The organism is bacterium (assembly GCA_030018315.1).
Lineage (GTDB): Bacteria > Hydrothermota > UBA3073 > JACQXS01 > JAGMCI01 > JASEGA01.
In genome coordinates this window covers 40,041-64,178 of sequence record JASEGA010000002.1, presented here as the reverse complement: position 1 = coordinate 64,178, position 24,138 = coordinate 40,041, and the positions used below count along the sequence as shown (strand labels likewise).

Genomic DNA, 24,138 nt, shown 5'->3' with positions numbered 1-24,138 from the left:
GTATGCCGAATGGCAAAAAGGAAAGAGCTGACTGAATCCTTTATTCGCTGGCTCTGGCAGCATCAGTTGTTAAAAAGTGGGCTCAAAACTGAAAGTAAAAAACCAATCAAGATTATTTCGGTTGGCACTTTAAATCAAGAAGATGGTCCGGATTTTAAGCATGCTATTATCAAATTTAATAATAAAGTGATGACAGGCGATGTTGAATTACATCTTTCAAGTAGCAACTGGTTTGACCATGGACATGACACTGACCCAAAGTATAATAATGTAATACTTCATGTAGTAGCTCATGCTAATACACAAAAAACTATTACCAAAGATGGGGTTACAGTTGAAACTCTGGACATCTCAAAATTGACTAGAACTAATTTTTCTGGGTTTCTAAAGAGGTATAATAAAGAAATGGGAAGTAAAAGAAAAGCTGTTTGCAATTATAGACCTAAATTTAAGATGCTGGTAAATATTCTTGAAATGGGGGGTATTAAGAGGTTTAGTGAAAGGGAATGTAGATTTAATGAATTGATAAAAGCTTATGGTCCTGATCAATCTACTTACATAGGGATAATGGAGTCATTAGGTTATGTAAAGAATGAGCCACCTTTCGTAAGGCTTGCTAAACTTGCACCAATAGAGAAATTGATATCTTTAGTAACTGGAAAGCCGAAAAAAGAGCGTGTCAAAATATTAAAAGTTAGTTTACTTGGAGTAGCTGGTTTACTTCCCTACAAGTTCCGAGATGCGTGGGATAAAATTAAACATAATTTCATAGAAACTATGATAGATGATGAGTGGCAGTTTTTCAAGGTTAGGCCACCTAATTTTCCTATAAGAAGAATAGAAGGGATAAGCTATTTTTTAGCCGCTGTGCTTCAAGAGGGTATATGTAATTTCTTAATAAGCGCTTTTCCTAATTTATTAAAGATTGAAGCTAAACTTTCCCAAAATAGTAGGATTAGTAAATCTTGTGCCCGAATAATAATTCTAAATGTATGTCTTCCTGTAATATCCGTTCTAAATAAAGAAAATAGGGATGAAATTCTCCAAATCTATAGAGAGTACAGACCTTTACCAGAAAATAATATTACAAAGTTAATGAGTAAGAAGTTATTACTAAAGCGGAAGTTAGATAAGGAAGTTTATTCTCAGGGCATGATTCACATTTTCAAGCACTATTGTAGTGTTGAGCAATGTAACAACTGTCCTATAAAAAGTTGTTGAGCCGTTGAGCTATTGAGTCACTCCTGTTGTGCTTCTCTTTGCATTGGGACAAATCTGACAGGGATGATAGGTTCTTTCTTTATTCCGTCTTCTGTTCGTGTTATAAGGATGAGTTCCTGATAAAGTTTGCCTACCGGGATTACCATTTTACCGCCAATTTTTAGTTGCTCTATCAGAGGTTGAGGAATCTGTTCAGGTGCGCAAGTAACTATTATAGCATCAAATGGTGCATATTCTGGCCATCCTTTGTAGCCGTCGCCGCATTTAACATATATGTTCTTGTATCCCATCCCATTCAATCGCACCTCTGCACTCTCTGCTAAAGGTTTAAGTATCTCTATTGTATAGACTTTAGATACAATCTCTGCAAGTATTGCAGCTTGGTAGCCGCTTCCAGTTCCTATTTCTAACACTTTTTCATTACCACTTAAATTTAACAGCGAAGTCATCAACGCAACAATATAGGGCTGAGATATAGTCTGTTCATATCCAATTGGTAACGGTCTATCTGTGTAAGCAAGCTTTTTGTATTTTTCTGGCACAAACTTATGTCTTTCTACATGTAACATAGCTTTTAAGACAAGCGTATCTTCAATTCCACGGGCAACGATTTGTTCTTCTACCATTTGTTTCTTAAGAGTTTGATAATTAAGACTTGTTCCTGCCAAAATAGTAAAAATTAGCAATATGTTCATTATATTATTAAGATATCATATATTTAAAGGTTGTCAATTAAAAATATTTGACTTTTAATGTGGTACAGGCTACAATTTGGGCAATGTTAATCATTCTATTTATCATATCCCAATGGACAAGTTTTCTGAATTCAAGTGAAGTCAATGATATAGTCTCTAATGGTGATAAAATCTATGCTGCTACTACAGGTGGTGGTTTAATCTTTGATAAAGAAGACGCCAGTTTCACTCACATTACGAATGTAGCCGGTCTTTTAAGCAATAATGTAGCTCGTGTCTCGTTAGATTTACATGGAAACCTCTGGTTCCTCTGTGTAGATGGTGGTATTACTTTGATGTCTCCTGATATGACGAGAGTAAGAAAATTTATTTATCTTGATGGCTTATCGAGTTATAGTTTTTCGTCTATATTTATAGATGGTGACACAGTTTGGGTTGGGACAAGCGACGATAAAAAAGTCTGGATATATGATACAATGGGAGATCCATTTGAGGAAGGCAAATCTACTCTAAAAGAAATTAAACCTACAAATGAAGTTAACGATATAGAAGTAATAGGTGACTCAATCTGGTTTGCCACTAATAAAGGGATTGGAGTAGTAAGCAAAAGAGATACAATCTGGACAGTTTATAATACAAGCAACGGATTACCAAACGATACGGTCACAGCAATTACTTCTTGGGGCGACTGTTATTGGGCTGGCACACCAAAAGGGATAGCAAAGCTCACCCCTATAGGCTGGGAAGTAGTTGACACAACTCTTCATGTCTACGAGTTTTGTTCAACTGATACGAGTTTATGGGCTGCAACTTCTTATGGTGTATTTAAGTGGAGTGGAGTAGAGTGGATAAATATATTATCTATTGATTCAAGGTCTATTGTGTTTGATTCGTCACTCTGGGTTGGGACATGGGGGGAGGGGATAGCAAAATATGATGGTGATTTACATAGCTATATTCCAGATGGTCCGGCATCAAATTATTTTTCTGGAATAGCATTAGACTTAGATGCAAATATATGGTGCACTCATCATCCAGACCATAAGATTAGTAGACTTTATTATGCTGGGAGTAATTGGCGTTGGAAGATATACAATAAGAATAATGATTGGGGATTTGGTGATGGTGGTCCATATAAAGTAATAGTAGATGGTAAGAACAACAAGTGGATATTAACTTGGGACTGGACTAATACACTTGGTATAGTAAAAGTATTACCCAACGATTCCATAGTCAAATTCAGGCTTGATGGTGGCGGATATGCAAATGTCATTGGTGGAGCTTGTATAGATTGGGCTGATAATTTATGGGTAGGGTGCTGGGATGGATATATACGGAGGATAAGAAATGATTCAGTAGATATCACTATCTCTAACGAATATACCTCTGAAATCACAGCCTTATCATTTGATTTGGATAAAAACTTATGGGTAGGCACTGATAAGAGTGGTCTAACAATATTCCTAAAAGATGGTGGCTTTTATCGTATTCCTGGCCTTCCAATAGAAAGTGTTACATTTATTAACATTGATAAGAAAGGTGAAATCTGGGTAGGCACAGTAGGTGGAGTTTACAGAATTAAGGATAAGAAAATTATTAGCTCCTATACATCAGCTGATATGGGTGGGGTAGTATGGGATATGACAATAGAGAGTAGGGGTGGAATCTGGTTTCCTATAGATGGTGCAGGTATTAAGAAATTAAATTCTGCTGGCACATTTGATGAATACGGTAAAGAACATGGGCTTGTGAGCGAGAACTGTAAATCTGTAGAATTTGACAAATATTATGGCATTTTATGGGTCAGTACAGATTACGGTCTTTCACGGTTTGCTACAGGAATAACTCCTCCTCCATTTTCACATCTTATTGCTTATCCAAATCCATTTGTGCTATCTAAGTATAGAGAGATAGAGTTTTCTGCTCTTGATATTAAGGGTGGCAAGATAAACATATACACTCTCTCAGGCAGGTTTGTAAAAAGTATAGAAAACATTAAAAGTTCCTTTGCAACTTGGGATGGCAGGAATCTTGATAATGAGTTTGTAGCAAGTGGTATTTATATATTTGTAGCTTATACAAAAGACGGTGTTAAGAAGGTAGGTAAAATTGCAGTTGTTAGATAAAAAGGGTATACCAATTATAATATCTGTAGCCTGTATTTCTATTATCATATACTCTATTATCCCTTTTTTGTTAAATAGATTCTCATTTCTTAATCACATAGTAATCAGCCATTACATTGGTCAGCTTCGGCACACTATCCTCTTATTACCCATAGTTACTTTTCTTTACTTTATTGTTCCGCTACGAAATCTATTGGACTATGCGAGCTACATCACCAGATTAAAAGAACCCCATTTTCTCTTATCTCTTTGGCTACTGTCACTATGTGCTACAAGTTTCATCTCGTATAAATACTATGACCATATCCCACAAACCGACGATGTTGCCGCATATAATCAAGCAAAAATTTTCCTAACAGGAAAAAGGTGGGCACCTTCTCCTCCTTATCCCGAGTTCTTTGATGATGGCATGGTGAATAATCAGGGCAGAAGATTCAGTATGACGGCTCCGGGTCACTCAATAATATTACTTATAGGCTTTCTTATTCATGCGACTTGGCTAATTTGTCCTTTGATGGGCAGTGGGTTGCTCATAATTTTATATTTTTTACTTAAAGATTTGTTTAGTCCACTTACTGCTCGTACAGGAGCTATATTTATGATGCTTTCACCTATTTTTTTGTTTTTTTCAGCTTCCCATTTAAGTCAAAATTCCAGTACTTTCTTCTCGTTACTTACACTATTTCTAATCGTAAAGCTAATAAAGACGCATAATTCATTGTTTTCACTATTTGGGGGCTTAAGTTTAGGGGTAGCTTTTTTATCAAGACCAGCCCTTCCGCTTGCATTTTTCTTATCAATAATTATATTCTTATTCTTAACAATAACCAAGCATAAAGGTAATTTACACAGTGGTACTACTATTTTATTTATCATTGGCTTTATCCCTCTGTTGATTTTGCAATTATACGATAATCTAATATTAACAGGTAATGTATTACATTATGGCTATTCTCTAGCAGAAATACCAACCCTAAATGCAGTAGGTTTTGGAATTGGTATTGGTGAACCCACTTTTAATATACCTGGCCATACACCACTGAAAGCGCTAATAAATTTACTTTATAATTGCTTCGTATTATCGCAACACCTATTTGGCTGGCCACTACTCTCACTTATTTTTGTATTCTTATGGCGTCCGAGGCTTCATTTTGACAAGCTTATATTAGGTATAATTGGGTGTGCTGTAATATTTATGAGTCTGTACTGGTTTCATGGAGCTTCACCAATAGGGACGCATTATTATCACGAAATCGTCCCCCTACTTGTGATAATCACGGCAAGTAAAATAGACTCTATGAATCATAATATTAGGCCACTTATTACTTTATTATTTCTAATCTCTGTATTTGCCTATCTGCCACAAGCCACAAAAGTCTTTGAATTATGGGGCTCAAACAATCGTTGCTATAACGAGGTACGTAAGCATAACATCCATAATGCAATAATATTTATCAGAGATATAGTGACAGACGACGATAGGATAGGTATTATTAACATGCACAATTATAACTCAGTAAGTTTCAGGAATACAGTAAATATTGAAGATGGTGACATTATATATGCAAAAGACTTGGGAAATAAAAAGAATTACAAATTAAAAATTCTATATCCACATAGAAAGACTTATATATTTGAATATTTAGAAGATGGTAAAAAGTGGCATATCATAGATTACCAACTATAGAGATTAGTCTACATTGTTTGTAATTCTATAATGAAAGTATGTTTGGTCACTTCGTCTCATTCTCCTTTTGATGACAGAGTATTTTATAAAGAGGCAAGGAGTCTTAAAAATGCAGGTTATGATGTAACAATAATATGTTCAACACTGAATTATAATAGCCAAGTAGAAGGAATAAATATAAAGGGATTCAAAATTCACGATTTACTCCTCAGATTAAAGATATGTAAACCTCTCGAATATTTTCGTTTATTTTGGCTCTGTTTAAAAGAACAAGCAAATATATATCACTGTTGTACCTTCAATGTTCTTTTTATCTGCTGGATATTAAAATTAATTCGCCAAACTAAACCTATTTTGGTAAACGAAGTTTTTGACTGGTATCCTGAAACTTATCTATGCAAGAATTATCCTATATTGACTCCATTAGAGATGAAGCTTCGTAAGTATTTGGATAAAAAATTAAATCAGCGAGCCGACTTAATTATAACCCATGAAGGTAAAAGAGAGAGGTATGTAGAATACGCTGGTTATAACAAGACTGCACTGATACCAGAATATCCTCCATTAGCCCTTTTTACAATTTCTCATAAAAGATTTGTTCCTTCAAACTTTGTACTTGGGTACGCTGGTGGTTTATCCTTTGCAAGGGGGATTAATAAGTTAGCTGAATCTGCAGTTATTTTCTCAAAGAGGAATAGTGTGAAATCTACCTTGCTTCTTCTTGGTAATTTTAGTTCAAAAAGAGAAAGAAAAAAACTTAAGAAATTCTGTGAAAATAATAGAGAGTTTATAGATTTACAGCTACCGGGCTTTGTTCCTCATCCTGAGGTCTCAAGCAGGCTAAAAGATGTAGATATATGTTTTGTGTTATGGCAGCCTGTGCATATCATGTATACCCAGGCTATTCCTATAAAGCTTTATGAGTATATGGCTAGTGGCAAGCCTGTAATTGCAAGTAATTTTGAGCTAATTCAGTCTATTGTAGAATCTGCTACCTGTGGTATCTGTGTAGACCCGACAGATGTAGAAGCTATAGCTAAAGCAATAGAATTTTATTTCAAAAATCCTGAAAGAATAAGTATAGACGGTAAAAATGGCAGGTCTATGATTGAAAAGAAATATAACTGGTCTATCTGTGAGGATAAACTTGTTAAGCTATATAAACAACTGCTTGAATGATAAAGTATAAAATAGAGAAAAACTTTATAGTTCTTTTGGGTGCAGATATTGTAGGTAAGGGTTTAAGTTTCGTTGTACTTATATATCTGGCAAGAGTACTTGGAGCAATTAACTTTGGCAAACTGTCATTTGCTCAAGCTATTTTAGCTTACTTCCTTTTACTTGCTGATTTAGGAGTTACAACAGCAGGTGCTCGTGAGTTAGCAAAGAATAAAAACAATCTTCAACACTATGTAAATAATATTTTAGGCTTAAGATTTGTTCTCTCTTGTTTATCATTTTTTTTGCTTGTTTTACTATCTATATTTATCCCTAAAACTTATGAGATAAAAATACTCATCATTTCTTACGGCTTCTATCTATTTCCTTTTTCACTGTTGTTAGAATGGGTTTTCCAAGGGATAGAGGATATGAAATACATAGCTGTATCACGAATTTTGAGCCATATAATTTATTTTATACTTGTAATATCTATAATAAAAAAGGGGCTGAATTTCTCACTCATTCCATGGTTCTGGGTTATAGGAGGGATAGCAGCTACTATTTTCCTAATGCTAATCTTTAATTCACAATTTGGAGTCCCAAAATTATGTGTAGGAGTGGCTTTTTTGAGAAAGTTCCTGCACTCTGCTATCCCGATAGGAGCTTCTAATATGTTGAGCCAAGTATATTATAATATGGATACATTAATGCTTGGCTTTATGAAAGGGTCTGCTGTAGTTGGCTGGTATAACGCTGCTTATCAAGTCGTGCTTGGTGTACTTGGGTTATCACTTTGGCTCACTTATGCGACTTTTCCAGTGTTATCTGATACATATAATGATAAAGATAGATTTGAATCTGTCTGTAGCCATTATTGCCGTAATCAGGTCATTCTGGTGTGTCTTGTGATAGCAGTAGGTACAATCTTTGCTAAGCATATTATTTTGCTTTTGTTTGGGACTGAGTATTTGAGAGCAGTATTTGTGTTCAGAATACTTGTAATAACATTGGGCATAATTCTTATAAACAATGTTTTTAGCACTCCATTACTAGCAACTAAGTTTGAAAAAGACATCCTTATTAATACAGCATGTGTAGCAATCTTAAATATGGGGTTAAACTTTCTGTTAATTCCAAAGTTCAGTCTTGAAGGTGCAAGTATAGCTACATTTTTATCTGAGTCTGTCTCCTTAGGAATAGTAATACTATTTTATAAAAAGCGTTTCAGGCAATAAATCATTGAGATAGACTGAACAAAATGAGTAATAAGCGTGTAAAAACGCTATTATTTTTAGTAGTTACTTGCTTTCTCGTAAGAATTATACCTGCTTCATTTATCTATGGGACTGAAGACATCAGAGACTGGCTAACTCTGGCAAAGGATATTGGAAGCAACATTAATATTTATACTGAGGAATTCTATCACTTTACTCCTCTCTGGGCTTATATTTGCTACTTTATGTGTAAACTTAGCTCACTGATAAGAGTTCCTCATTTTGTTATGGTTAAGCTTCCCGGAATAATCTCTGATGTATTGCTCTCTTTAGCGGTATATGATGCAATGTCAAGGCTAGGCAAAAAAGCTATGAAAATCGCACTCTGTGGAGTAGTATTGAATCCAATTCTTATAATCACATCTACTATATGGGGTCAACTGGATTCTGTAATTATACTTTTCGTTTTTCTATCTTGGTATTTGGTTTATTTCACTAACAGGTTTTGCAATGTGTGGCTCTCAGGATTATGTCTGGGAATAGGGATTGCTCTTAAAATTTATCCTCTTATATTAATTCCAGCTTTCTTGTCAAAAATAAAGAAGAAACATTGGCTAAGCTTTACTGTGTTAACAGTATTGCCGACCATAATTTCCATCTTTATTTATAGAATAAAATATCCTATAAATATTAGGTTCATCTTTTCTTACTCAGGCTATTTTCACTGGTGGGGCTATTACGCTGTTTTAACTGTGCTCAAGAATATCTTTGGTAATCCTTTATGGTTAAAGAAAGTAATGACCTTCTTTTTTCTATATAGTAAATATTTTCTAATTATTGCGATACCTTTCGTTTGGCATCGAGTGTTTACCAAATCAAATCTTTCCTTTTCAATTATTTTTTCTTATGTTACTTTTTATGTAACACAAGTAAAAGTAGCTCCTTATTATATGATATGGCTTTTTCCATTTTTGGCAATGAGAAAATACAGAGAAGTCAAGTCTCTCTGGTGGTTTTCTATATTATTTGTGCTTATTGGTAGTCTTCATACTAATGTTTGGGACATCCGTTTTAGAGGCCATTATGGAGTTCCCTTTGTTAAACCAATTGCATTATCAGATATTGCATTCAAATCATTATTTAGTATGACACTCCTTTTTGGTTTTTTGACCTGGCTTTGTTTTCTCAAATGGTGGGTGATTACCTTTAAAAAGTGACTCTATTCCTCTATCGGTAAGGATGTGAACTTTGGAGTTTGTCCCAAACTTTCGTGGTGATGTTAAACCCATCTTGTTTATCAGTTCCGACCAAATCCTATTTGTCAGTTCAGGAGAACTGACCTAATTTCCGATAAATCGGGATTTCATCACGAAGCTTTGGGGCATCGTCAAACTTTGATTCTTTAAATCCGTAGATTCTATTGTAATAAATGAGGTAATCGAAAATAATTGGAGGTATATAAATCTTATTTAGAAAGTAAATTGTGTTTCTTATAATCTTATAAAAAATTTGTGATATAGCTATTTTTACTAATAAATTTGGGTTCTCTACGACATTTATTTTTAAAAGCTTATAAAATATAGGGTCCTTATTTAATAGGAGCGGAACAACGTCTTTACCGAATCTTCTCTGTTTTTCTAAAATTTCATCTAATTCACACAGTGGATGATAAGTGATTGCTTCTTTGACATATCTAAATTTCATCCTCTCCTTTTCCAATCTATACCCTAATTCCAAGTCCTCTCCTCCCATAATACCTTTAAATTGTTCATCAAATAATCCGACTTTCATAATGTCTTCCTTTCTAAAAGAAGTATTACCTGTCCATAAGCATTTGAATGGTATATTTTCTTTATTTATAAGTTTATGCACACCCCTAGTTGACAAGTATCTTGCCAGCCACTTCTGTTGTTTTGATTCTATATATTTTCTATTCCCTATACCGACATAGTGTTCTTGTGTATGGCATTCAATATGTGCTCTAAGGAAAGATGGTATAGGTAATAAGTCATCGTCTAACAATATAATTATTTCACCTTTTGCTATTTTAATTCCATCATTGTGTGCTTTAGCGGCTCCCTGGTTTACTGAGTATCTTATGATTTTAAGATTTAACTCTGGATTAATCCCGATAAATTGGGACAAAAACTCATATGTCTCATCAGTTGAGCCGTTATCAATCACAATGACTTCAAACTCTTCTTTTGGATAATTTTGTTTGGATAAAGCATAGAGTAGTTTTTTTAATGAATTAACCCTATTATGGGTAGGAATTATAATGCTTGCTTTCAAATTCCTAATAGATTATGAATCTCTTTTACAATTTTTATAGGATTATGGTGCTTTACTACCCACTCTCTTCCTTTTTTAGCCTTTTCTTGTCTTAATTCTTTATTGTTAATCAGTTGTATTAGCTTCTCTCCAAGATTTTCTTCATTTACTTTTATAAAAGGATGTTCCCCAATCTCATTTTCAAGCTCTGGTGTAAGTTCAACACAAGTAGGTATTCCCATAGCCAAGCTTTCTAATGAATTTATCCCATACCCCAGTTCACCGAGCTGGTCAACTAATATATCACAAGTATACTTTATTTTTACAGCTTCTTCATGTGTCACTCCTTCAATAAGCACTAATTCACACGGATATAATTTTTCCAGTCCTTTTATACATTTTATAATTTTATCTGTTCCTTTCGTTTTTCGCACAGTAGGGGCATGACAAATTCTCAAAATCTCATTCTCCTTTTCTCTTTGTCTAAATTCACTTGCATCAAACGGGTATAGTAGAAAATGTATTCCCGGATAAAGTTTAAGGTGGTCAAATTCAAATGTTACATTTAGGTCGCTCAACTTGTCTATCTCAGGTATCACCCCAGTAATTCTCATGTCAATCCCAAGGTAACAGCATACTATTTTCTTGCCAAGTGCTTTGGCTTTTTTCATAAATTTACCATTTCGTGAGAATTCAATTCCGCCATCAAGTTGGTAAATATCGAATCCCCAAAAATCACTCTTTTTTATGACTTTATTTACTTTTTTCTTCCACAATAAATCTCGTAAGTTAAATAGAAATATCTCAACATTTCCTGGTTTCCATTTAGGTGGTAACTCCTTTGGTATTTTTATAATGTTACGCTCTTCTCTTCTTTCTTTAGGTTGTACTATTTCCTTTATTTTCCTAAGTATAGGATTATCAAGCCATGGCAGGTTCAAGCAAATATCTTCTTCATAGTTTCTTGTATCCTTTCCTAATGTAATAAGTCTTGAGTAATGCCCTAATTTTCTCTCTGCTTTTACAAGTTCGATAGGGACGCCTGAGAAGTTAAACGGTGCTATGTGCAAGATACGAAGTCCCATGCTTATAAAAATCCTAAATTCTAAGTACTAAATCCTAAACAAATTCTAAATTCAAATATTCAAAACTTATTTTGTCTTCTCAACTATTGAGCCGAATATCTTCATAAGTTCAATTCCCTCCCGGATCAGTAATTCCTTTTCCATTTCTATCTCTTGTCCTCGTATCTCAATAAGTTTTAGCCAGTAAATACTTTCTTTAGATTCTTTACGACAAATCTTGATTCTCATCACAAAATCTTTTTTACTCAAAGACTCGTTTGCCTCAATATAATTTGCACCAACAGAACTGGAAGCTCTAACAAGTTGTTTTATTATTTCTGTATTAGCTATAGTTCTTGGAACATCTGCAATAAATGCAATCACTCTCTTGGCAAATTTTAAAGTCCTTTCCTCTAAATTGTATTGTTTCGCACCTTGTATTTTGGGAATTTGTTTAGAATTTAGGATTTCGGATTTAGAATTTCTCATTTTACTATAAATTTATATAAAATGTATCTCTGAAAATGCCTCTGGCTCTGAAATTTTCTTTAAACTTTCCCAGTCCCCAGTCTGGTTCCATATTTAATGTAAAGGTTCCGAGGTCTAAGTATTTATATTTATTTGTTTTACCCCATTCTAACAACTTATAAATCAAAATATTAACTGGTCTATATTGTTGGCAATCTTCAATATGGCTGATGTAAAAAGCAAGCATAACTCTTTGATTAGCGATAAAAATCACAATCCCTGCTATCATTTTTTGTCCAATGAATGCGCTAAACAGCTTTATACGCTTCGTAAAAATAGAATGTAAAAGTTTGAGTTCTGAAACAGTATGTGTAGGTGTAACTCCGTGTCTCATTGACAGATTTTTTTTCAATATTTTATAAAAGGTCACAAAATCAGTTGATTCATGCACTTTCACCTCTAATTTTTCTGCCTTTCTCACTGCAGTTCTGGCTTCAGGTTTAAAAGTAGAAATTATTGTATTTTCGTGTTCTATGGTAACTACTGCAGTAAGTTCTCTCTTCTTATATTTGAAGCCTTGTTTCATAAGTGCAAAATCTATATAATTACATGGTAATTTATAATAAATGAGCGGTGTCTGTGTAATTTCAATCCTTTTTATTCCTTGTTTTTTGCTGTAATTTAATAGTGTTTCAACAATTTGTGAGCTTTCTCTGATTCCAATTCCCTCTTTCATAACAAATCCACCATAAGAAGCCCCTGGGTGTGATATAAGTTTATCTCCCTTAATAACTGCTGGAAATAAAGCTATTGGATTACCCTTTTTTGAAAAGATTAGACTATGGTCTACAAATTTTCCTTTTGGGTGGTAATCAATGAATTTTCTCAAGTGAAAGATAGTTCCATTCTCTGAAGTTTCAACAAACTCTTCCCACTTCTTTCTTTCATTTTCTTTAAATCTTAACACTTCTCCACAGGATTCTGCGAACATTTAAGAATAATTTTATTATGTTCTTCTAAGGTTGTCAATATAAAACTCGTATTCCGTTGTCTTATACTCCTAATACACTATCTCAATCCTATACTTAGGACATAATTTCTGGAGTTTCCCCAAAATTTATGGTATAAATTTCATAATCTGTGCAAAAACTATGTTTTTGCATGTCCACAGGATTCTGCGAACAACGGCGGTGTTGTTGCACTCCATATTTAGAGAAAAACCAAAAAATAGGGAAACAGCAAATCTTTGAGATACTCCAAGGAAAAGATGAAAAACTAATTAATTTAAAACAAGCCAGTGATTGGGCTTCTCAATGATATTCTCTCGGCAAATGAATTAGGCATGCATGCAATTGGTGTGTGATGACCCCACATGGTATCCATCCTCTATAAAATTGTCAATAAAATTATCTAAAATAATTGTAGGTAAATTGAAAACTTGGGGGAGACCCTACTTCCAGTTTCCTCAAGTATTTCTATTGGAGTTTTTCGTCTCCTGTCTCTATTTTTTCATAGCTTGCAAAGATTGCGGCGTTAGTCCCATCTTTGGTCTCCCCATAAGTATGGCACTCACCCCGGTTCTCACATCTCTTGCAGTAAATTCATATCTGGGAAGGTGTAATCTTTTCATTTGGGGCCAATATTTCTCTATATATCTCTATAATTTGAATGTGTTTCGGAGCCCTGTAATGCTCCTCAAGACCTCTCAATCCCTGTTTTTCATACCTTCTTCTTTAATCTTATATCAAACTTTGATACCCCTTTTATCATGTCATAATAAACCATCTTAAAAAATCTTCTTTAGCTAAATATAAGTTAATTTTGGAGATTTCTCAAGCTTTTTATTTGCGATTTTGTGTAACTCGTTTACTAAATCTTCTTTCATATCCATACGGATCCTGTGGAAACTTTAATCCTCTAATCCCCTGTATACCATGTACCTTCCCTCTCACAAAATATTTTAGGACTTGACAAAAAATAATTATAGCGTATAATATAAACGAAATGAAAAAATACTTATTAATGTTGTTCACCTTACTTTTAACTGTAAAACTTTACGGTGGAGCCTCTGAGGCAGGTGCAATCTTTCTTATAATATATCCGGGTGCTAGACCTAATGGGATGGGAGCTGCATTTACTGCTATCTCTGATGATGCATTAGCTACTTATTATAATGATGCAGGATTGGGGTTTCAAAATAAAAATGATATCGCTCTTATGCATGCAAACTGGCTGCCAGGTCTATATCCCGGGATGTATTACGAATTTATCACATTTACACGTCCAGTTCCTGGAACAGGTGTACTCGGTGGACATATTATATATTTGACTACTGGGGAAACTGTCGGAATGGATGAGACTGGCCAAGAAGTGGGACGTTGGACGACATGGGATGCATCAATAAAAATTTCTTATGGGACTAAATTGAACGAAAAATTGAGTGCAGGGATAGGGGCAAAATTTATCTATAGCTTCCTTGCACCTGCTGATATAGTTTGGATAGTCTTGCACCAAAGAGGTGGTGGAACAGGCACTTCATGGGCATTTGATGGTTCTACCCTTTATATACCAAATAAAAATCTGCAACTTGGTTTATCTCTCCAAAATATGGGTCCAAATATAAAGTATACGGAAACAGGCAAATCAGACCCACTTCCATGGACACTAAGATTTGGACTCGCTTGGCACCCTCTCTACACATCTACAAATAAATTAACCCTCTCAGGAGAACTGACAAAGATTGTTGTTGGCATTTTAGACGATTTAAGGGAAGCACAAAAAAGTCCTAAGAAAGGGTTTACCTATATCTATCAGGATACATGGAAAGGGATTGGCATTGAGTATACATGGGCTAATTTATTCTCTTTGAGAGGAGGGCATTTTTCAGACATAATAGGCAGAAGAGAGGGACTAACATATGGCGGTGGAGTGAAGATAAGAGGGCTACGCTTTGATATAGGGGTTGACTCCGCACTTTATGACTTCCCTACCAGCAATTACCGCTTCTCACTTGATTACTCTTTCTGATGCATGGGCTACTCCTTATTAATAAGCCAATTCACTGGACATCGTTTGATGTAGTAAAATATATAAGAAAGATATTAGGCCTCCGTAGAGTCGGTCACACAGGTACACTTGACCCTTCAGCAAGTGGACTCCTCATCCTTTGTCTTGGGAAAAGTACTAAGCTTGTTCCTTATCTAATGGATATGGAGAAAGAATATGAAGCCATTATTAAGCTTGGTGAGACAAGGACTACAGACGATGTAAGCGGCAAGCTTATTTGTAAGAGTTACATATCAAACATTTCAGAAATTAGAATAAGAAAAATGCTTCAAGAATTTGTAGGCGAAATATTACAGGTACCTCCAATGTATTCTGCATTAAAATTGGATGGTAAACCATTATATAAAATGGCAAGAGAAGGAAAAACAGTAAAAAGACCTCCAAGAAAAGTACGGATAAACCAAATAGAGCTTCTTTCTTACTCCTATCCATTGTTAAAAGTCAGAGTTATGTGTGGTAAAGGGACTTACATAAGGGCACTTGCAAGAGATTTAGGAGATAAGCTTGGGTGTGGTGCATGTATTGAATCACTCACTCGCACAAGAATAGGTGAATTTAATCTCTCACAGGCAGTATCTCCCAAATCTATACATAACCGGAGTGAGCTTGAGAGTTTATTAATTTCTTACGAAGGATGAAGACAATTAAGAATATTAAAGAATTAAAAAAAATACTAATTGATTCCGTATCTATAGGCACTTTTGATGGATTGCATCTTGGTCACCAAGCTGTTGTCAAAGAGGTCATTAAAAATGGGCATTCCCTTATAGTAACATTTGAGCCTCATCCAAGGGAAGTGATTTCGAATAGGAATCTCCTATTTACTCTTACAACTACAAGTGAGAAAATAGCCATTTTAAGAGAACTTGGGGTAGATAATTTATTTATTTTAAAATTTGATAAGCGACTCGCCAACATGAGTGCCAAAGAGTTTGTCCATTGGCTTATAGTGGACCATATAAAGCCAGAAAGAGTTGTGGTAGGTTATAACCATCATTTTGGATATAGAGCAGAGGGTGATTTTGAGCTTCTTGTCCATATAGGGGCAAAATTTGGATTTGAGGTTGAGCGAGTTCCCCCTGTATATGTTGATGGTTTTCCTATATCAAGTACAAGAGTTAGGGATACACTTGTAAATGGAGAAGTGAGTAAGGCAAACGAATTACTTGGGAGACCTTATTCAATCTCATCGCAAGTTATTCCTGGCAAGAAAATAGGGATGTCTATTTCTTATCCTACTGCTAATTTGAAAGTTCCTATGAAAAAGCTTATCCCTAAAGAAGGAGTATATGCTGTACGGGTATGGTATAAAGGGAATAGACTATCCGGCATGATGAATATAGGGAAGAAGCCAACATTTCATGACTCATCTGAACTTGGACTTGAAGTTCATATATTTAATTTTAATAAAAATTTGCTACATCAAGAGGTTAAAGTTGAGTTTATAAACTATATAAGAGAGAATCGTGCTTTTGAAAGTCTTGAAGCCTTAAAAAATCAGCTTAAAAAAGATGAGAAAGAAATAAAAGAACTATTAAGAAAAACTAATCCACTGACTAATGAGAAATGTATTTCGAGGCTTTAGACTCGTTATGAATAACAAATGACTAAGGACGAAATGTATACCCTAAAATCTTATAAACAAGCTTGGCAGCTAGATAGTCTGGTGCTTGGTTATTACGAATTGGACATAGTTCAACTACATCAAAACCTATAACCTTTTTTGATTTAATCAAAGTCTTGAGAAATTCCAATATCTCATACCAGCCAAATCCGCCAGGTTCTGGAGTCCCTACACTTGGCATAATTCCAGGATCAAGAACATCAAGATCTATGTTAAGATAAACATTTGTTGAAAGTTCTGAAATACTATCAGTATTTAAGTCTTTAAAAACTCTTATTCTACTTCTATTTGAAGTAACATCAGCCTGCATATCTGAGGTACATTCCGAAATATATTTTGCCTCCTCCTTTGATAAACTTCTTACACCAGAGACTATGGTTTGTGCTATTTCTTGAATCCTCCTTACCACACAGGCGTGAGAATATTTGGAGTTCTCATATTCATCACGTAAGTCGGCGTGTGCGTCAAGTGCAACAACGGAGAGTTCTGTGTAATGTTCACTAAGTGCTTTAACAGCCCCTATAGATATAGAATGCTCACCCCCAAGTATAACAGGGAATTTATTTTTGACAAGCAAAGAGTTAACTTTTTTATAAACCACTTCCACAATCTTCTCTGGATTATTTATTGTAGGCTTAATCTCAGGGAGTGTATGAATACCAATTTCAGATGGCTCAAAATTTAACTCCTCATCCCATAGCTCAAGCCATTGCGATGCCTGCAAGATTGCTTGAGGGCCGTATCGTGTACCCCGTCTACCTGTCACTGTTTTTTCGTAAGGAATGGGCAGGACAACAACCTTTGAAGCTTCAAAATCTACATTGCTTTCTGTAAACATAAAATACTACTATTTTGCAAGTGCTGATGCTATAACAAGTTTCTGTATCTCATTTGTACCTTCATAGATTTGTGTTATTTTTGCATCACGAAATATCTTTTCAATTGGGTATCTCTTTGTACAGCCATAATTACCAAAAATCTGTAATACATTTGTAGTCACCTCAACAGCTACATCTGATGCAAATAGTTTTGACATTGCAGCCCATTTAGAAATATCTTTTGCTCCCGAATCTATATATCTTGCCACGGAGTAAACAAGTGACCTTGCAGCTTCAACTTTTGTTGATAGTTCAGCAAGTATAAATTGGATTTCTTTAAAAGCTATTATTGGTTTATTAAATTGCTTAGCAGTTTTTACATAGTTTGTAACTTCATCAATTGCTCCTTGTGCAATCCCAACTGATAGTGCACCTACTCCAGGTCTAGTACGGTCAAATGTACGCATTGCGACTATAAAACCAAGGCCCTCTTTACCAAGAAGGTTAGAACTCGATATTTTACAATCCTCAAAAATGAGCTCACGTGTACAAGATGCTTTTATACCAAGCTTATCTTCAAGCTTGCCAAACGAAAATCCCTGTGTACCTTTTTCTACAATAAAAGCAGATAATCCTCTTGCTCCACGCTCCGGATTAGTGGATGCAAAAATGACATATAACTCTGCCTCCCCCCCATTTGTTATCCATTGTTTTGTCCCATTGATAGAATACACATCGTGTTCCTTTACTGCTCTTGTCTGCACTGCACCAGCATCTGAGCCAGCTCCTGATTCTGTCAACCCAAAGGAGGCAAGAGTCCCTTGAGCTATTCTTGGCAGATATTTTGACTTTTGCTCTTCATTACCAAAAAGTATTATTGGAGTTGATGCAAGTGCAGTAGCTGCATAAGATGTAGCTACTGATGCACATACCTTGGAGAGCTCCTCAACTACAAGGCATAGCTCAAATGTGCCCATACCAAATCCGTTATATTCTTTAGGAATAAATATCTTAAACATATCAGATTTAGCAAGTTCTTCCATAATAGAACGAGGAAATTCACCATTATCATCAAGCTCTTTTCTTTTAGGTAGTATCTTTTCTTTAGCAATTTTAGCTGCCAGTTCTTTCAGCTCACGCTGTTCAGCAGAAATAAAGTAATCCATTACCCCATTAAATGTAGGGGGCAACCCTTGTGGTTGCCCTATCCTTATTATTCAAACTTCCAATCTGTTTTATCTAATTTATCTTCAAGTGAGATACCTAATTTCTTTAGTTTAGACCGAATTTCATCTGCTAATTCCCACTGTTTTATAGAGCGTAGTTTTTCTCTTATCTCAATAAGTAGTTCAATAAATGGGGTACCCTCAATTACAGGTTGTAATGAAAAAGGCAGGATACCAAGAATTTCATCTCCTAATTCCTTATAGACTTCATAAATTGCATTAAGTGACTGCTTATTGACACCTGTCTCACGGTCTAAGTACTTGTTTATATCACGGGAAAGGTCAAACAATGACGAAATAGCAAGTGGAGTGTTAAAATCGTCATCCATTGCATCAATGAACTTTTGCTTGTAATCTTTGAGAGTTTTATTTATTTCAGGAGTAAGTTTTCCAATCGGTGCAGTTTTAGCTAATTCATTTACTCTCTTAAAAGTGGTATGAATACTCTTCAATCCTTCGCCAGCCCCTTCAATAGCAGTTTCACTAAAATCTAATGTAGACCGATAATGAGTAGTTAAGATAAAGAATCTTAATTGCTCGGGCGAGTATCTCTTAAGTGTTTCTTTAATTGTAATAAAGTTACCAAGCGATTTACTCATTTTTACACCATTGACAAGCACCATATTATTATGTAGCCAGTACCTTACAAATTGCTTACCAGTAGCTGCCTCTGACTGTGCAATCTCGCATTCATGATGTGGAAAAATGTTTTCTATCCCACCACCGTGGATATCCACAGTCTCGCCAATATATTTCATTGCCATTGCAGAACACTCAATATGCCAGCCAGGGTAGCCTATCCCCCACGGTGATTGCCAGTGCATAAGGTGAGTCGGAGTAGCACGAATCCATAATGCAAAATCATAAGGATGCCTCTTTTCGGCTTTTACTTCAACTCTTGCACCAGCAACCTGGTCCTCAATTTTACGACGGGATAACTTACCATAATCAGAAAACTTTGTTATGTCAAAATATACTGAGCCACCCGTCTCATACGCATAACCTTTTTTTATCAGAGTGGCAACAAGCTCAATTTGTTCCGATATGTGAGCAGTAGCATGAGGTGAAATATTTGGACGCACTACATTTAATGCATCCATATCTTCAAAATAGCTGCGAGTGTATTTTTCTACAAGCTCCATTGGGTCAAGTTTTTCTCTTTTAGCACCAGCAATAATTCTGTCTTCTCCAGTATCAAGTAAGTGACCGACATCAGTTATATTTTGTACATATTTCACATTATAGCCAAGCCATCTCAAGTAACGAACTATAACATCAAATGATATGTAACTTTTTGCATGTCCAATATGGGGATGGTCGTAAACAGTTGGTCCGCATACATATATTCTAACACGACCAGGATAGAGAGGAATAAACTCTACTTTTTTACGAGTCAATGTATTATAAACCTTTAATCCCATCTCAATAAAATCTATTTATTTTTTAATTTTGCAATATGTTTTAAGTCCTTCCCTTAAAATGAATAGAGCGTCTCTTAACTCTTTCTCCTCAAGAACATAAGCTATTCTGGCTTCATTTTTACCTTTACCCGGCGTCACATAAAAGCCATCTGCTGGTGCAATCATTGTTGTCTTGCCATCCACATTGAATTCAGTTAGCAGCCAGCGAGTGAATTCTTCTGTATCATCTACAGGGAGACGACAAGTGATATAAAATGCACCTTCTGGAAGAGTTGCAGTCACACCTTGGGTCTTTTGTAGTTCTTCATAGACAATATCACGCCTCTTTTTGTATTCATTAATCATATTAGGTATAAATTCGTGCATCTTTTTAAACGATTGAATAGCTGCTATTTGCTCAATTGTTGGTGGACAAAGACGTGACATACCATAAGGCATAAGAGATTTTAAGATAGCCTCATTCTTAGTGACTACCCAACCAATCCTTGCACCACAGGCACTAAACCTTTTTGAGATAGAGTCTATAACAATGGCACGCTCATCTACTTCAGGAATATTAAGGATACTCGTACATTTTACGTCATTAAACAGAAATTCACGATAAACCTCATCAGATATTATAAATATATTGTGCCGATTAGCCACTCTTACAACTTGTAAGAGTTCATCCTTTGTATATACTGTACCTGTAGGATTATTTGGTGTACAAATTATAATGCCACACGTGCTCGGAGTCACAAGTTTATCAATCTCATCAGCTGCTGGTAAATGAAAGCCTTGCTCTATACTTGTAGGTATAGGAATTAGGTTTACTTGTGCTACTGCTGCCAATGATATATAGTTTGCGTAAGAGGGCTCAGGGATTAAGAATTCGTCGCCTACATCACCTAATATCAAGTAAATAAATAAAATAGCCTCTGAGCCACCTGTAGTCACAAACACATTATCGCGTGAAATCATAGTACCAAAACTATGATAATATTCTGCCACCGTTTCTCTAAAGGATAGTAACCCGTCAGAGGGTCCGTATGCAAGCACTTTTTCTTTATAATACCGAATAGCATCCCAAAAAGGCTCAGGAGTCGGTATATCTGGTTGCCCAATGTTTAGATAGTACACCTTAATCCCCTTGCGCTTAGCCTCATCTGCGTAAGGAACCAGTCTCCTTATAGGAGAAGCAGGTACAATAGTTGACCTTTTTGAAACCATTTTTACTAAAATAGCATTATTTTGGGGATTGTCAAGATTTCTTTACTTTGTTGAATAATTCTCTTTACAAAACTTGCAACACCTTGATTGACACCAATTTATGAGATTCTTCACTTCGTTCAGAATGACAAGGTCAAAATTGTCTAAAACCAAGTCAGAGGTTGAAAATCAAAGGTGCCAAAAATATTTATTCAACAAAGCAAGATTTCTTATGATTTTGTCTTGAAATAGTCATGTAAAATCTTGGAATGGTCAAAAGCTAGTGTAATTGGTGTCAGGTCTCATTTTTGTTTTCTTGGATGACCACGGGGTCTCCTTTTCACTGAGAGACCTAATTTCTCTCTAAATTTTTCAACAAAATCTGTTGTACCAAGAACATCGCCTCGTGATAGTGAGCCACGAATTTTTGATAGAACTTCATCACGGAGACCTTTGCTCACAAATTTACAATACCTTTTATGTCTGACGTCCGAATCTTTACCAAATGTTTCATAAAGTAGGACAATATAGACAATATAGGACAGATACCCTATTATCTATCCTTTTTTGAGTCAACCCTTGAATTTTTACTTTCCTCATCTTGCTTTATATTTAATATTATATAAAAAATCTTTCAAGAAGTCAAATAAAAAATCAACCCTTTTATCCCATACCAATCTTCGGGATAAGGAACATCAGAAGCTGAACTAAAGGTGATTGAATCACTCTCAATCCCTACTGCCAAAAGTGCACCATTTACTATAATCTCACATCTTGCAGTATCCACTCCACTACTCTGGTCATCCTGATTTGGTGCAAAATATACTGTAACCCCAGGCTTGGTTGTGAGCTTGGAAAAAACGGGCTCTGTCCCCTATAGGGCAATAAATCTACGTGTATAAAACTCTTTAATGTAATACTACCAATTTAACTATTTCTATGTGATTGAAGGTAAGTTTAAAAAAGTAAGTTCCAGGTGCCACTTTTATTCCTTCATCATTAGTCCTATCCCAACAAATACGGTGGTAACCCAATTCCTGCTGACCATCCATAAGCTTTTTCACCAATCCACCCAAAATATCATATATTCTTAATGAGACATCCGATTTGTGTGGCAATTGGTACTCAATATAAATGTACTCAGTAAATGGGTTTGAGAAAACTTTAATCATTTTAGATGAACCTGAGGAATTTGAATTTTCTTCAATTCCATGTGGGTAAATCTTCTCTAATGAGTCAGGAACACAAGGAGGCATCATTTCATATATCACTGTATAACTCTGTGTGTTGTCAATGTGAGGGTATTCAATAAAAACATATCTACACTCGTGTGCAAAATTGGCAGGAGGATGATCATCGATAAAGAAGAACCAACTCCATGGATAAGGATTTGAATATTTATGCTCACCAAGTCCCCACCAATCTCTAATAACTGTATCCTGAGGGATAGAATCCGGGATCATATATACCCATCTCAAAGTATCACCTTCAACAATTGAGTCTATTACAAACTTTATTGCTTCCTCTTTCGGTATTAAGAAAGCATTTGCTTTACTGCTCATTAAACTAGTAAAGCAAAATAATGGAAGCAATGCCATTAACCTCTTTAAGTATAACATAGCCACCCCCTGCTTTCTAAAATACTATATTCTTACCTCGCATTTTTTACTATACATTGATAATGTATTTATTAGAATAGAAAAAAATAGGTGACAGACTACCATTTTTACTTTCCTCAATGCCCAAGGGGATGCCCAAAGGGGACAAGGCCCAAGGGGACAGAGCCTATATTTATGGTTCATTTTTTCTCGCGTAATAGGGATAAGTTCATTTTTCATTCCTTACTTAATGGATACTTTTGTTTTAAAATAGTCATGTAGAATTTTAAAGTGGTCAAAAGCTATATTATCTGGCAGGTTGTCTTTTGTAAATACTCCAACCCCTTTGGCATCAGAGCTTGCCTTCAGGATTCCTTTACCTTTTGCAGTAAAGACAACTGAGACTGTGTGCCCGCGTGGGTCACGAGAGGGGTCGGAATAGACATGAAATTGGTTAAGATTATCTAATTCTAACGAAGTCTCTTCCTTTGCCTCCCTCATAGCTGCTTCCTCTACAGTCTCGCCATAATCTACAAAGCCACCAGGAATTGACCAGCCATAGGGTGGATTCTTTCTTTCAATTAAAATTATACCATTTTGATACTCTATAATGATATCCACTGTGAGATAAGGTCGTTTTTGATGATGCATCTCACTAAAGCTCCCCATTAATATTGGAATCGGTTGTCATTCTGATTTCGTCCTCAGTCATTTATAAAGTTCCCTTCTCTTTATGTAGAGTTCAACTTCTTTAGGAACGAGATATTTAATCGATTTACCATTTTTTATAAATTCCCTTAATTTAGTAGATGAAATGTCAATGTTAAGCATAAGGAATTGAACTTTCTCTCTGAGCACATCTGGGACTTCTTCTTTTTTAAATCCCGGACGATTTATTACTACGAATTTACAAAGAGTTAAAATTTTAGCTGGTGCTTTCCAGGTCATAAAATCTTTTGCTTCATCCATACCTATTATCAAAAACAGTTCAGCCCCATGATAAATACGAGTTAATTCTTTCACTGTATCCACTGTATAGGATGTCTCTTTTCTTCTTATCTCAATATCTGAGACTTCAAAATAAGGGTTATCTTTAGTAGCAAGTTTTAGCATTTCAAGTCTATCTCCTGCTGATGCTACCGGAGCATCTTTATGTGGTGGCATATAGCTCGGAATAAATATTATTTTATTGAACTCAAATTTATCTCTTGCCATTTCTGCTGCTATCAGATGAGCAGTATGGGGTGGGTCAAATGCACCACCAAATACACCAAGTCTTAATTTTTTCAC

General features: G+C 35.3%; 24 protein-coding genes. 9 read left to right on the top strand and 15 right to left on the bottom strand.

The annotated features are described in order from the left end of the window. The first annotated feature begins 9 nt into the window (after positions 1 to 9). Positions 10 to 1,221 carry a DUF2851 family protein gene (locus QMD71_01555; protein ID MDI6839536.1) on the top strand — a complete coding sequence of 404 codons (1,212 nt, stop codon included), beginning with the start codon at positions 10 to 12 and terminating at the stop codon, positions 1,219 to 1,221. A 17-nt stretch (positions 1,222 to 1,238) separates the two neighbouring features. Here QMD71_01555 and QMD71_01550 read toward each other — a convergent pair whose 3' ends face one another. Beyond that, positions 1,239 to 1,916, bottom strand: a complete 678-nt coding sequence (locus tag QMD71_01550) for a protein-L-isoaspartate(D-aspartate) O-methyltransferase (GenBank protein ID MDI6839535.1) — start codon at positions 1,914 to 1,916, stop codon at positions 1,239 to 1,241. Between the two features lie 83 nt (positions 1,917 to 1,999). On the opposite strand from QMD71_01550, the gene QMD71_01545 reads away from it, so the two are divergent. Genes QMD71_01545 through QMD71_01525 form a run of 5 tightly spaced genes read left to right on the top strand, consistent with a single transcriptional unit; the run spans position 2,000 to position 9,321 of the window. Further along, positions 2,000 to 4,042, top strand: coding sequence for a T9SS type A sorting domain-containing protein (locus QMD71_01545; protein ID MDI6839534.1), 2,043 nt, complete (start codon positions 2,000 to 2,002; stop codon positions 4,040 to 4,042). Further along, complete coding sequence (locus QMD71_01540) at positions 4,032 to 5,729, top strand: glycosyltransferase family 39 protein (GenBank protein ID MDI6839533.1); 1,698 nt, start codon at positions 4,032 to 4,034, stop codon at positions 5,727 to 5,729. Before QMD71_01545 ends, QMD71_01540 begins: the two co-directional genes overlap by 11 nt. A 30-nt stretch (positions 5,730 to 5,759) precedes the next feature. Continuing rightward, positions 5,760 to 6,908, top strand: coding sequence for a glycosyltransferase family 4 protein (locus QMD71_01535; GenBank protein MDI6839532.1), 1,149 nt, complete (start codon positions 5,760 to 5,762; stop codon positions 6,906 to 6,908). Beyond that, the gene (locus QMD71_01530; protein MDI6839531.1) at positions 6,905 to 8,125 is read left to right on the top strand and encodes a flippase; all 1,221 of its coding nucleotides are present in this window, start codon (positions 6,905 to 6,907) and stop codon (positions 8,123 to 8,125) included. The genes QMD71_01535 and QMD71_01530 overlap by 4 nt, the downstream gene beginning before the upstream one ends. A gap of 23 nt (positions 8,126 to 8,148) precedes the next feature. Then, complete coding sequence (locus QMD71_01525) at positions 8,149 to 9,321, top strand: glycosyltransferase family 87 protein (protein MDI6839530.1); 1,173 nt, start codon at positions 8,149 to 8,151, stop codon at positions 9,319 to 9,321. Between the two features lie 109 nt (positions 9,322 to 9,430). Here QMD71_01525 and QMD71_01520 read toward each other — a convergent pair whose 3' ends face one another. The 5 genes from QMD71_01520 to QMD71_01500 form a co-directional block, all read right to left on the bottom strand. Beyond that, positions 9,431 to 10,396, bottom strand: coding sequence for a glycosyltransferase (locus QMD71_01520; GenBank protein MDI6839529.1), 966 nt, complete (start codon positions 10,394 to 10,396; stop codon positions 9,431 to 9,433). Further along, a complete protein-coding gene (locus QMD71_01515) occupies positions 10,393 to 11,460 on the bottom strand; it encodes a glycosyltransferase (protein ID MDI6839528.1) in 1,068 nt (355 codons plus the stop codon). The genes QMD71_01520 and QMD71_01515 overlap by 4 nt, the downstream gene beginning before the upstream one ends. 66 nt (positions 11,461 to 11,526) lie before the next feature. Beyond that, positions 11,527 to 11,928 carry a four helix bundle protein gene (locus tag QMD71_01510; protein MDI6839527.1) on the bottom strand — a complete coding sequence of 134 codons (402 nt, stop codon included), beginning with the start codon at positions 11,926 to 11,928 and terminating at the stop codon, positions 11,527 to 11,529. 4 nt (positions 11,929 to 11,932) lie between these two features. Further along, positions 11,933 to 12,898, bottom strand: coding sequence for a GNAT family N-acetyltransferase (locus tag QMD71_01505; protein MDI6839526.1), 966 nt, complete (start codon positions 12,896 to 12,898; stop codon positions 11,933 to 11,935). Positions 12,899 to 13,408: 510 nt separating this feature from the next. Then, positions 13,409 to 13,537, bottom strand: a complete 129-nt coding sequence (locus tag QMD71_01500) for a hypothetical protein (GenBank protein ID MDI6839525.1) — start codon at positions 13,535 to 13,537, stop codon at positions 13,409 to 13,411. Between the two features lie 374 nt (positions 13,538 to 13,911). On the opposite strand from QMD71_01500, the gene QMD71_01495 reads away from it, so the two are divergent. The 3 genes from QMD71_01495 to QMD71_01485 are packed head-to-tail and all read left to right on the top strand — an operon-like array spanning position 13,912 to position 16,558. Beyond that, the gene (locus QMD71_01495) at positions 13,912 to 14,934 is read left to right on the top strand and encodes a PorV/PorQ family protein (GenBank protein ID MDI6839524.1); all 1,023 of its coding nucleotides are present in this window, start codon (positions 13,912 to 13,914) and stop codon (positions 14,932 to 14,934) included. After that, positions 14,934 to 15,611, top strand: coding sequence for a tRNA pseudouridine(55) synthase TruB (gene truB, locus QMD71_01490; protein MDI6839523.1), 678 nt, complete (start codon positions 14,934 to 14,936; stop codon positions 15,609 to 15,611). Before QMD71_01495 ends, truB begins: the two co-directional genes overlap by 1 nt. Further along, positions 15,608 to 16,558, top strand: coding sequence for a bifunctional riboflavin kinase/FAD synthetase (locus QMD71_01485; GenBank protein ID MDI6839522.1), 951 nt, complete (start codon positions 15,608 to 15,610; stop codon positions 16,556 to 16,558). Before truB ends, QMD71_01485 begins: the two co-directional genes overlap by 4 nt. 22 nt (positions 16,559 to 16,580) lie before the next feature. On the opposite strand, the gene speB is transcribed toward QMD71_01485, so the two are convergent. The 9 genes from speB to nadD form a co-directional block, all read right to left on the bottom strand. Further along, the gene (speB, locus tag QMD71_01480) at positions 16,581 to 17,435 is read right to left on the bottom strand and encodes an agmatinase (GenBank protein MDI6839521.1); all 855 of its coding nucleotides are present in this window, start codon (positions 17,433 to 17,435) and stop codon (positions 16,581 to 16,583) included. A 9-nt stretch (positions 17,436 to 17,444) separates the two neighbouring features. Continuing rightward, positions 17,445 to 18,581 carry an acyl-CoA dehydrogenase family protein gene (locus tag QMD71_01475; GenBank protein ID MDI6839520.1) on the bottom strand — a complete coding sequence of 379 codons (1,137 nt, stop codon included), beginning with the start codon at positions 18,579 to 18,581 and terminating at the stop codon, positions 17,445 to 17,447. Positions 18,582 to 18,628: 47 nt separating this feature from the next. After that, a complete protein-coding gene (cysS, locus tag QMD71_01470) occupies positions 18,629 to 20,062 on the bottom strand; it encodes a cysteine--tRNA ligase (GenBank protein ID MDI6839519.1) in 1,434 nt (477 codons plus the stop codon). A 15-nt stretch (positions 20,063 to 20,077) separates the two neighbouring features. Continuing rightward, entirely contained in the window at positions 20,078 to 21,271 is a 1,194-nt protein-coding gene (locus QMD71_01465; GenBank protein ID MDI6839518.1) for a pyridoxal phosphate-dependent aminotransferase, read from the bottom strand. 281 nt (positions 21,272 to 21,552) lie between these two features. Then, positions 21,553 to 21,711 (bottom strand): hypothetical protein, encoded by a 159-nt coding sequence (locus QMD71_01460; protein MDI6839517.1) that lies wholly within the window; start codon positions 21,709 to 21,711, stop codon positions 21,553 to 21,555. A gap of 173 nt (positions 21,712 to 21,884) precedes the next feature. Then, positions 21,885 to 22,037 carry a hypothetical protein gene (locus QMD71_01455; protein ID MDI6839516.1) on the bottom strand — a complete coding sequence of 51 codons (153 nt, stop codon included), beginning with the start codon at positions 22,035 to 22,037 and terminating at the stop codon, positions 21,885 to 21,887. 121 nt (positions 22,038 to 22,158) lie between these two features. Next, entirely contained in the window at positions 22,159 to 22,869 is a 711-nt protein-coding gene (locus QMD71_01450; GenBank protein ID MDI6839515.1) for a FlgD immunoglobulin-like domain containing protein, read from the bottom strand. A gap of 222 nt (positions 22,870 to 23,091) precedes the next feature. After that, a complete protein-coding gene (locus tag QMD71_01445) occupies positions 23,092 to 23,517 on the bottom strand; it encodes an NUDIX hydrolase (GenBank protein ID MDI6839514.1) in 426 nt (141 codons plus the stop codon). A gap of 39 nt (positions 23,518 to 23,556) precedes the next feature. Beyond that, positions 23,557 to 24,138 (bottom strand): nicotinate-nucleotide adenylyltransferase, encoded by a 582-nt coding sequence (gene nadD, locus QMD71_01440; GenBank protein ID MDI6839513.1) that lies wholly within the window; start codon positions 24,136 to 24,138, stop codon positions 23,557 to 23,559.

Coding starts and splice junctions, on each gene's coding strand:
- QMD71_01555 (MDI6839536.1), top strand. CDS start 10: ATGGCAAAAAGGAAAGAGCTGACTGAATCCTTTATTCGCTGGCTCTGG.
- QMD71_01550 (MDI6839535.1), bottom strand. CDS start 1,916: ATGAACATATTGCTAATTTTTACTATTTTGGCAGGAACAAGTCTTAAT.
- QMD71_01545 (MDI6839534.1), top strand. CDS start 2,000: ATGTTAATCATTCTATTTATCATATCCCAATGGACAAGTTTTCTGAAT.
- QMD71_01535 (MDI6839532.1), top strand. CDS start 5,760: ATGAAAGTATGTTTGGTCACTTCGTCTCATTCTCCTTTTGATGACAGA.
- QMD71_01530 (MDI6839531.1), top strand. CDS start 6,905: ATGATAAAGTATAAAATAGAGAAAAACTTTATAGTTCTTTTGGGTGCA.
- QMD71_01525 (MDI6839530.1), top strand. CDS start 8,149: ATGAGTAATAAGCGTGTAAAAACGCTATTATTTTTAGTAGTTACTTGC.
- QMD71_01515 (MDI6839528.1), bottom strand. CDS start 11,460: ATGGGACTTCGTATCTTGCACATAGCACCGTTTAACTTCTCAGGCGTC.
- QMD71_01510 (MDI6839527.1), bottom strand. CDS start 11,928: ATGAGAAATTCTAAATCCGAAATCCTAAATTCTAAACAAATTCCCAAA.
- QMD71_01505 (MDI6839526.1), bottom strand. CDS start 12,898: ATGTTCGCAGAATCCTGTGGAGAAGTGTTAAGATTTAAAGAAAATGAA.
- QMD71_01500 (MDI6839525.1), bottom strand. CDS start 13,537: ATGAAAAGATTACACCTTCCCAGATATGAATTTACTGCAAGAGATGTG.
- QMD71_01495 (MDI6839524.1), top strand. CDS start 13,912: ATGAAAAAATACTTATTAATGTTGTTCACCTTACTTTTAACTGTAAAA.
- truB (MDI6839523.1), top strand. CDS start 14,934: ATGCATGGGCTACTCCTTATTAATAAGCCAATTCACTGGACATCGTTT.
- QMD71_01485 (MDI6839522.1), top strand. CDS start 15,608: ATGAAGACAATTAAGAATATTAAAGAATTAAAAAAAATACTAATTGAT.
- speB (MDI6839521.1), bottom strand. CDS start 17,435: ATGTTTACAGAAAGCAATGTAGATTTTGAAGCTTCAAAGGTTGTTGTC.
- QMD71_01475 (MDI6839520.1), bottom strand. CDS start 18,581: ATGGATTACTTTATTTCTGCTGAACAGCGTGAGCTGAAAGAACTGGCA.
- cysS (MDI6839519.1), bottom strand. CDS start 20,062: ATGGGATTAAAGGTTTATAATACATTGACTCGTAAAAAAGTAGAGTTT.
- QMD71_01465 (MDI6839518.1), bottom strand. CDS start 21,271: ATGGTTTCAAAAAGGTCAACTATTGTACCTGCTTCTCCTATAAGGAGA.
- QMD71_01450 (MDI6839515.1), bottom strand. CDS start 22,869: ATGTTATACTTAAAGAGGTTAATGGCATTGCTTCCATTATTTTGCTTT.
- QMD71_01445 (MDI6839514.1), bottom strand. CDS start 23,517: ATGGGGAGCTTTAGTGAGATGCATCATCAAAAACGACCTTATCTCACA.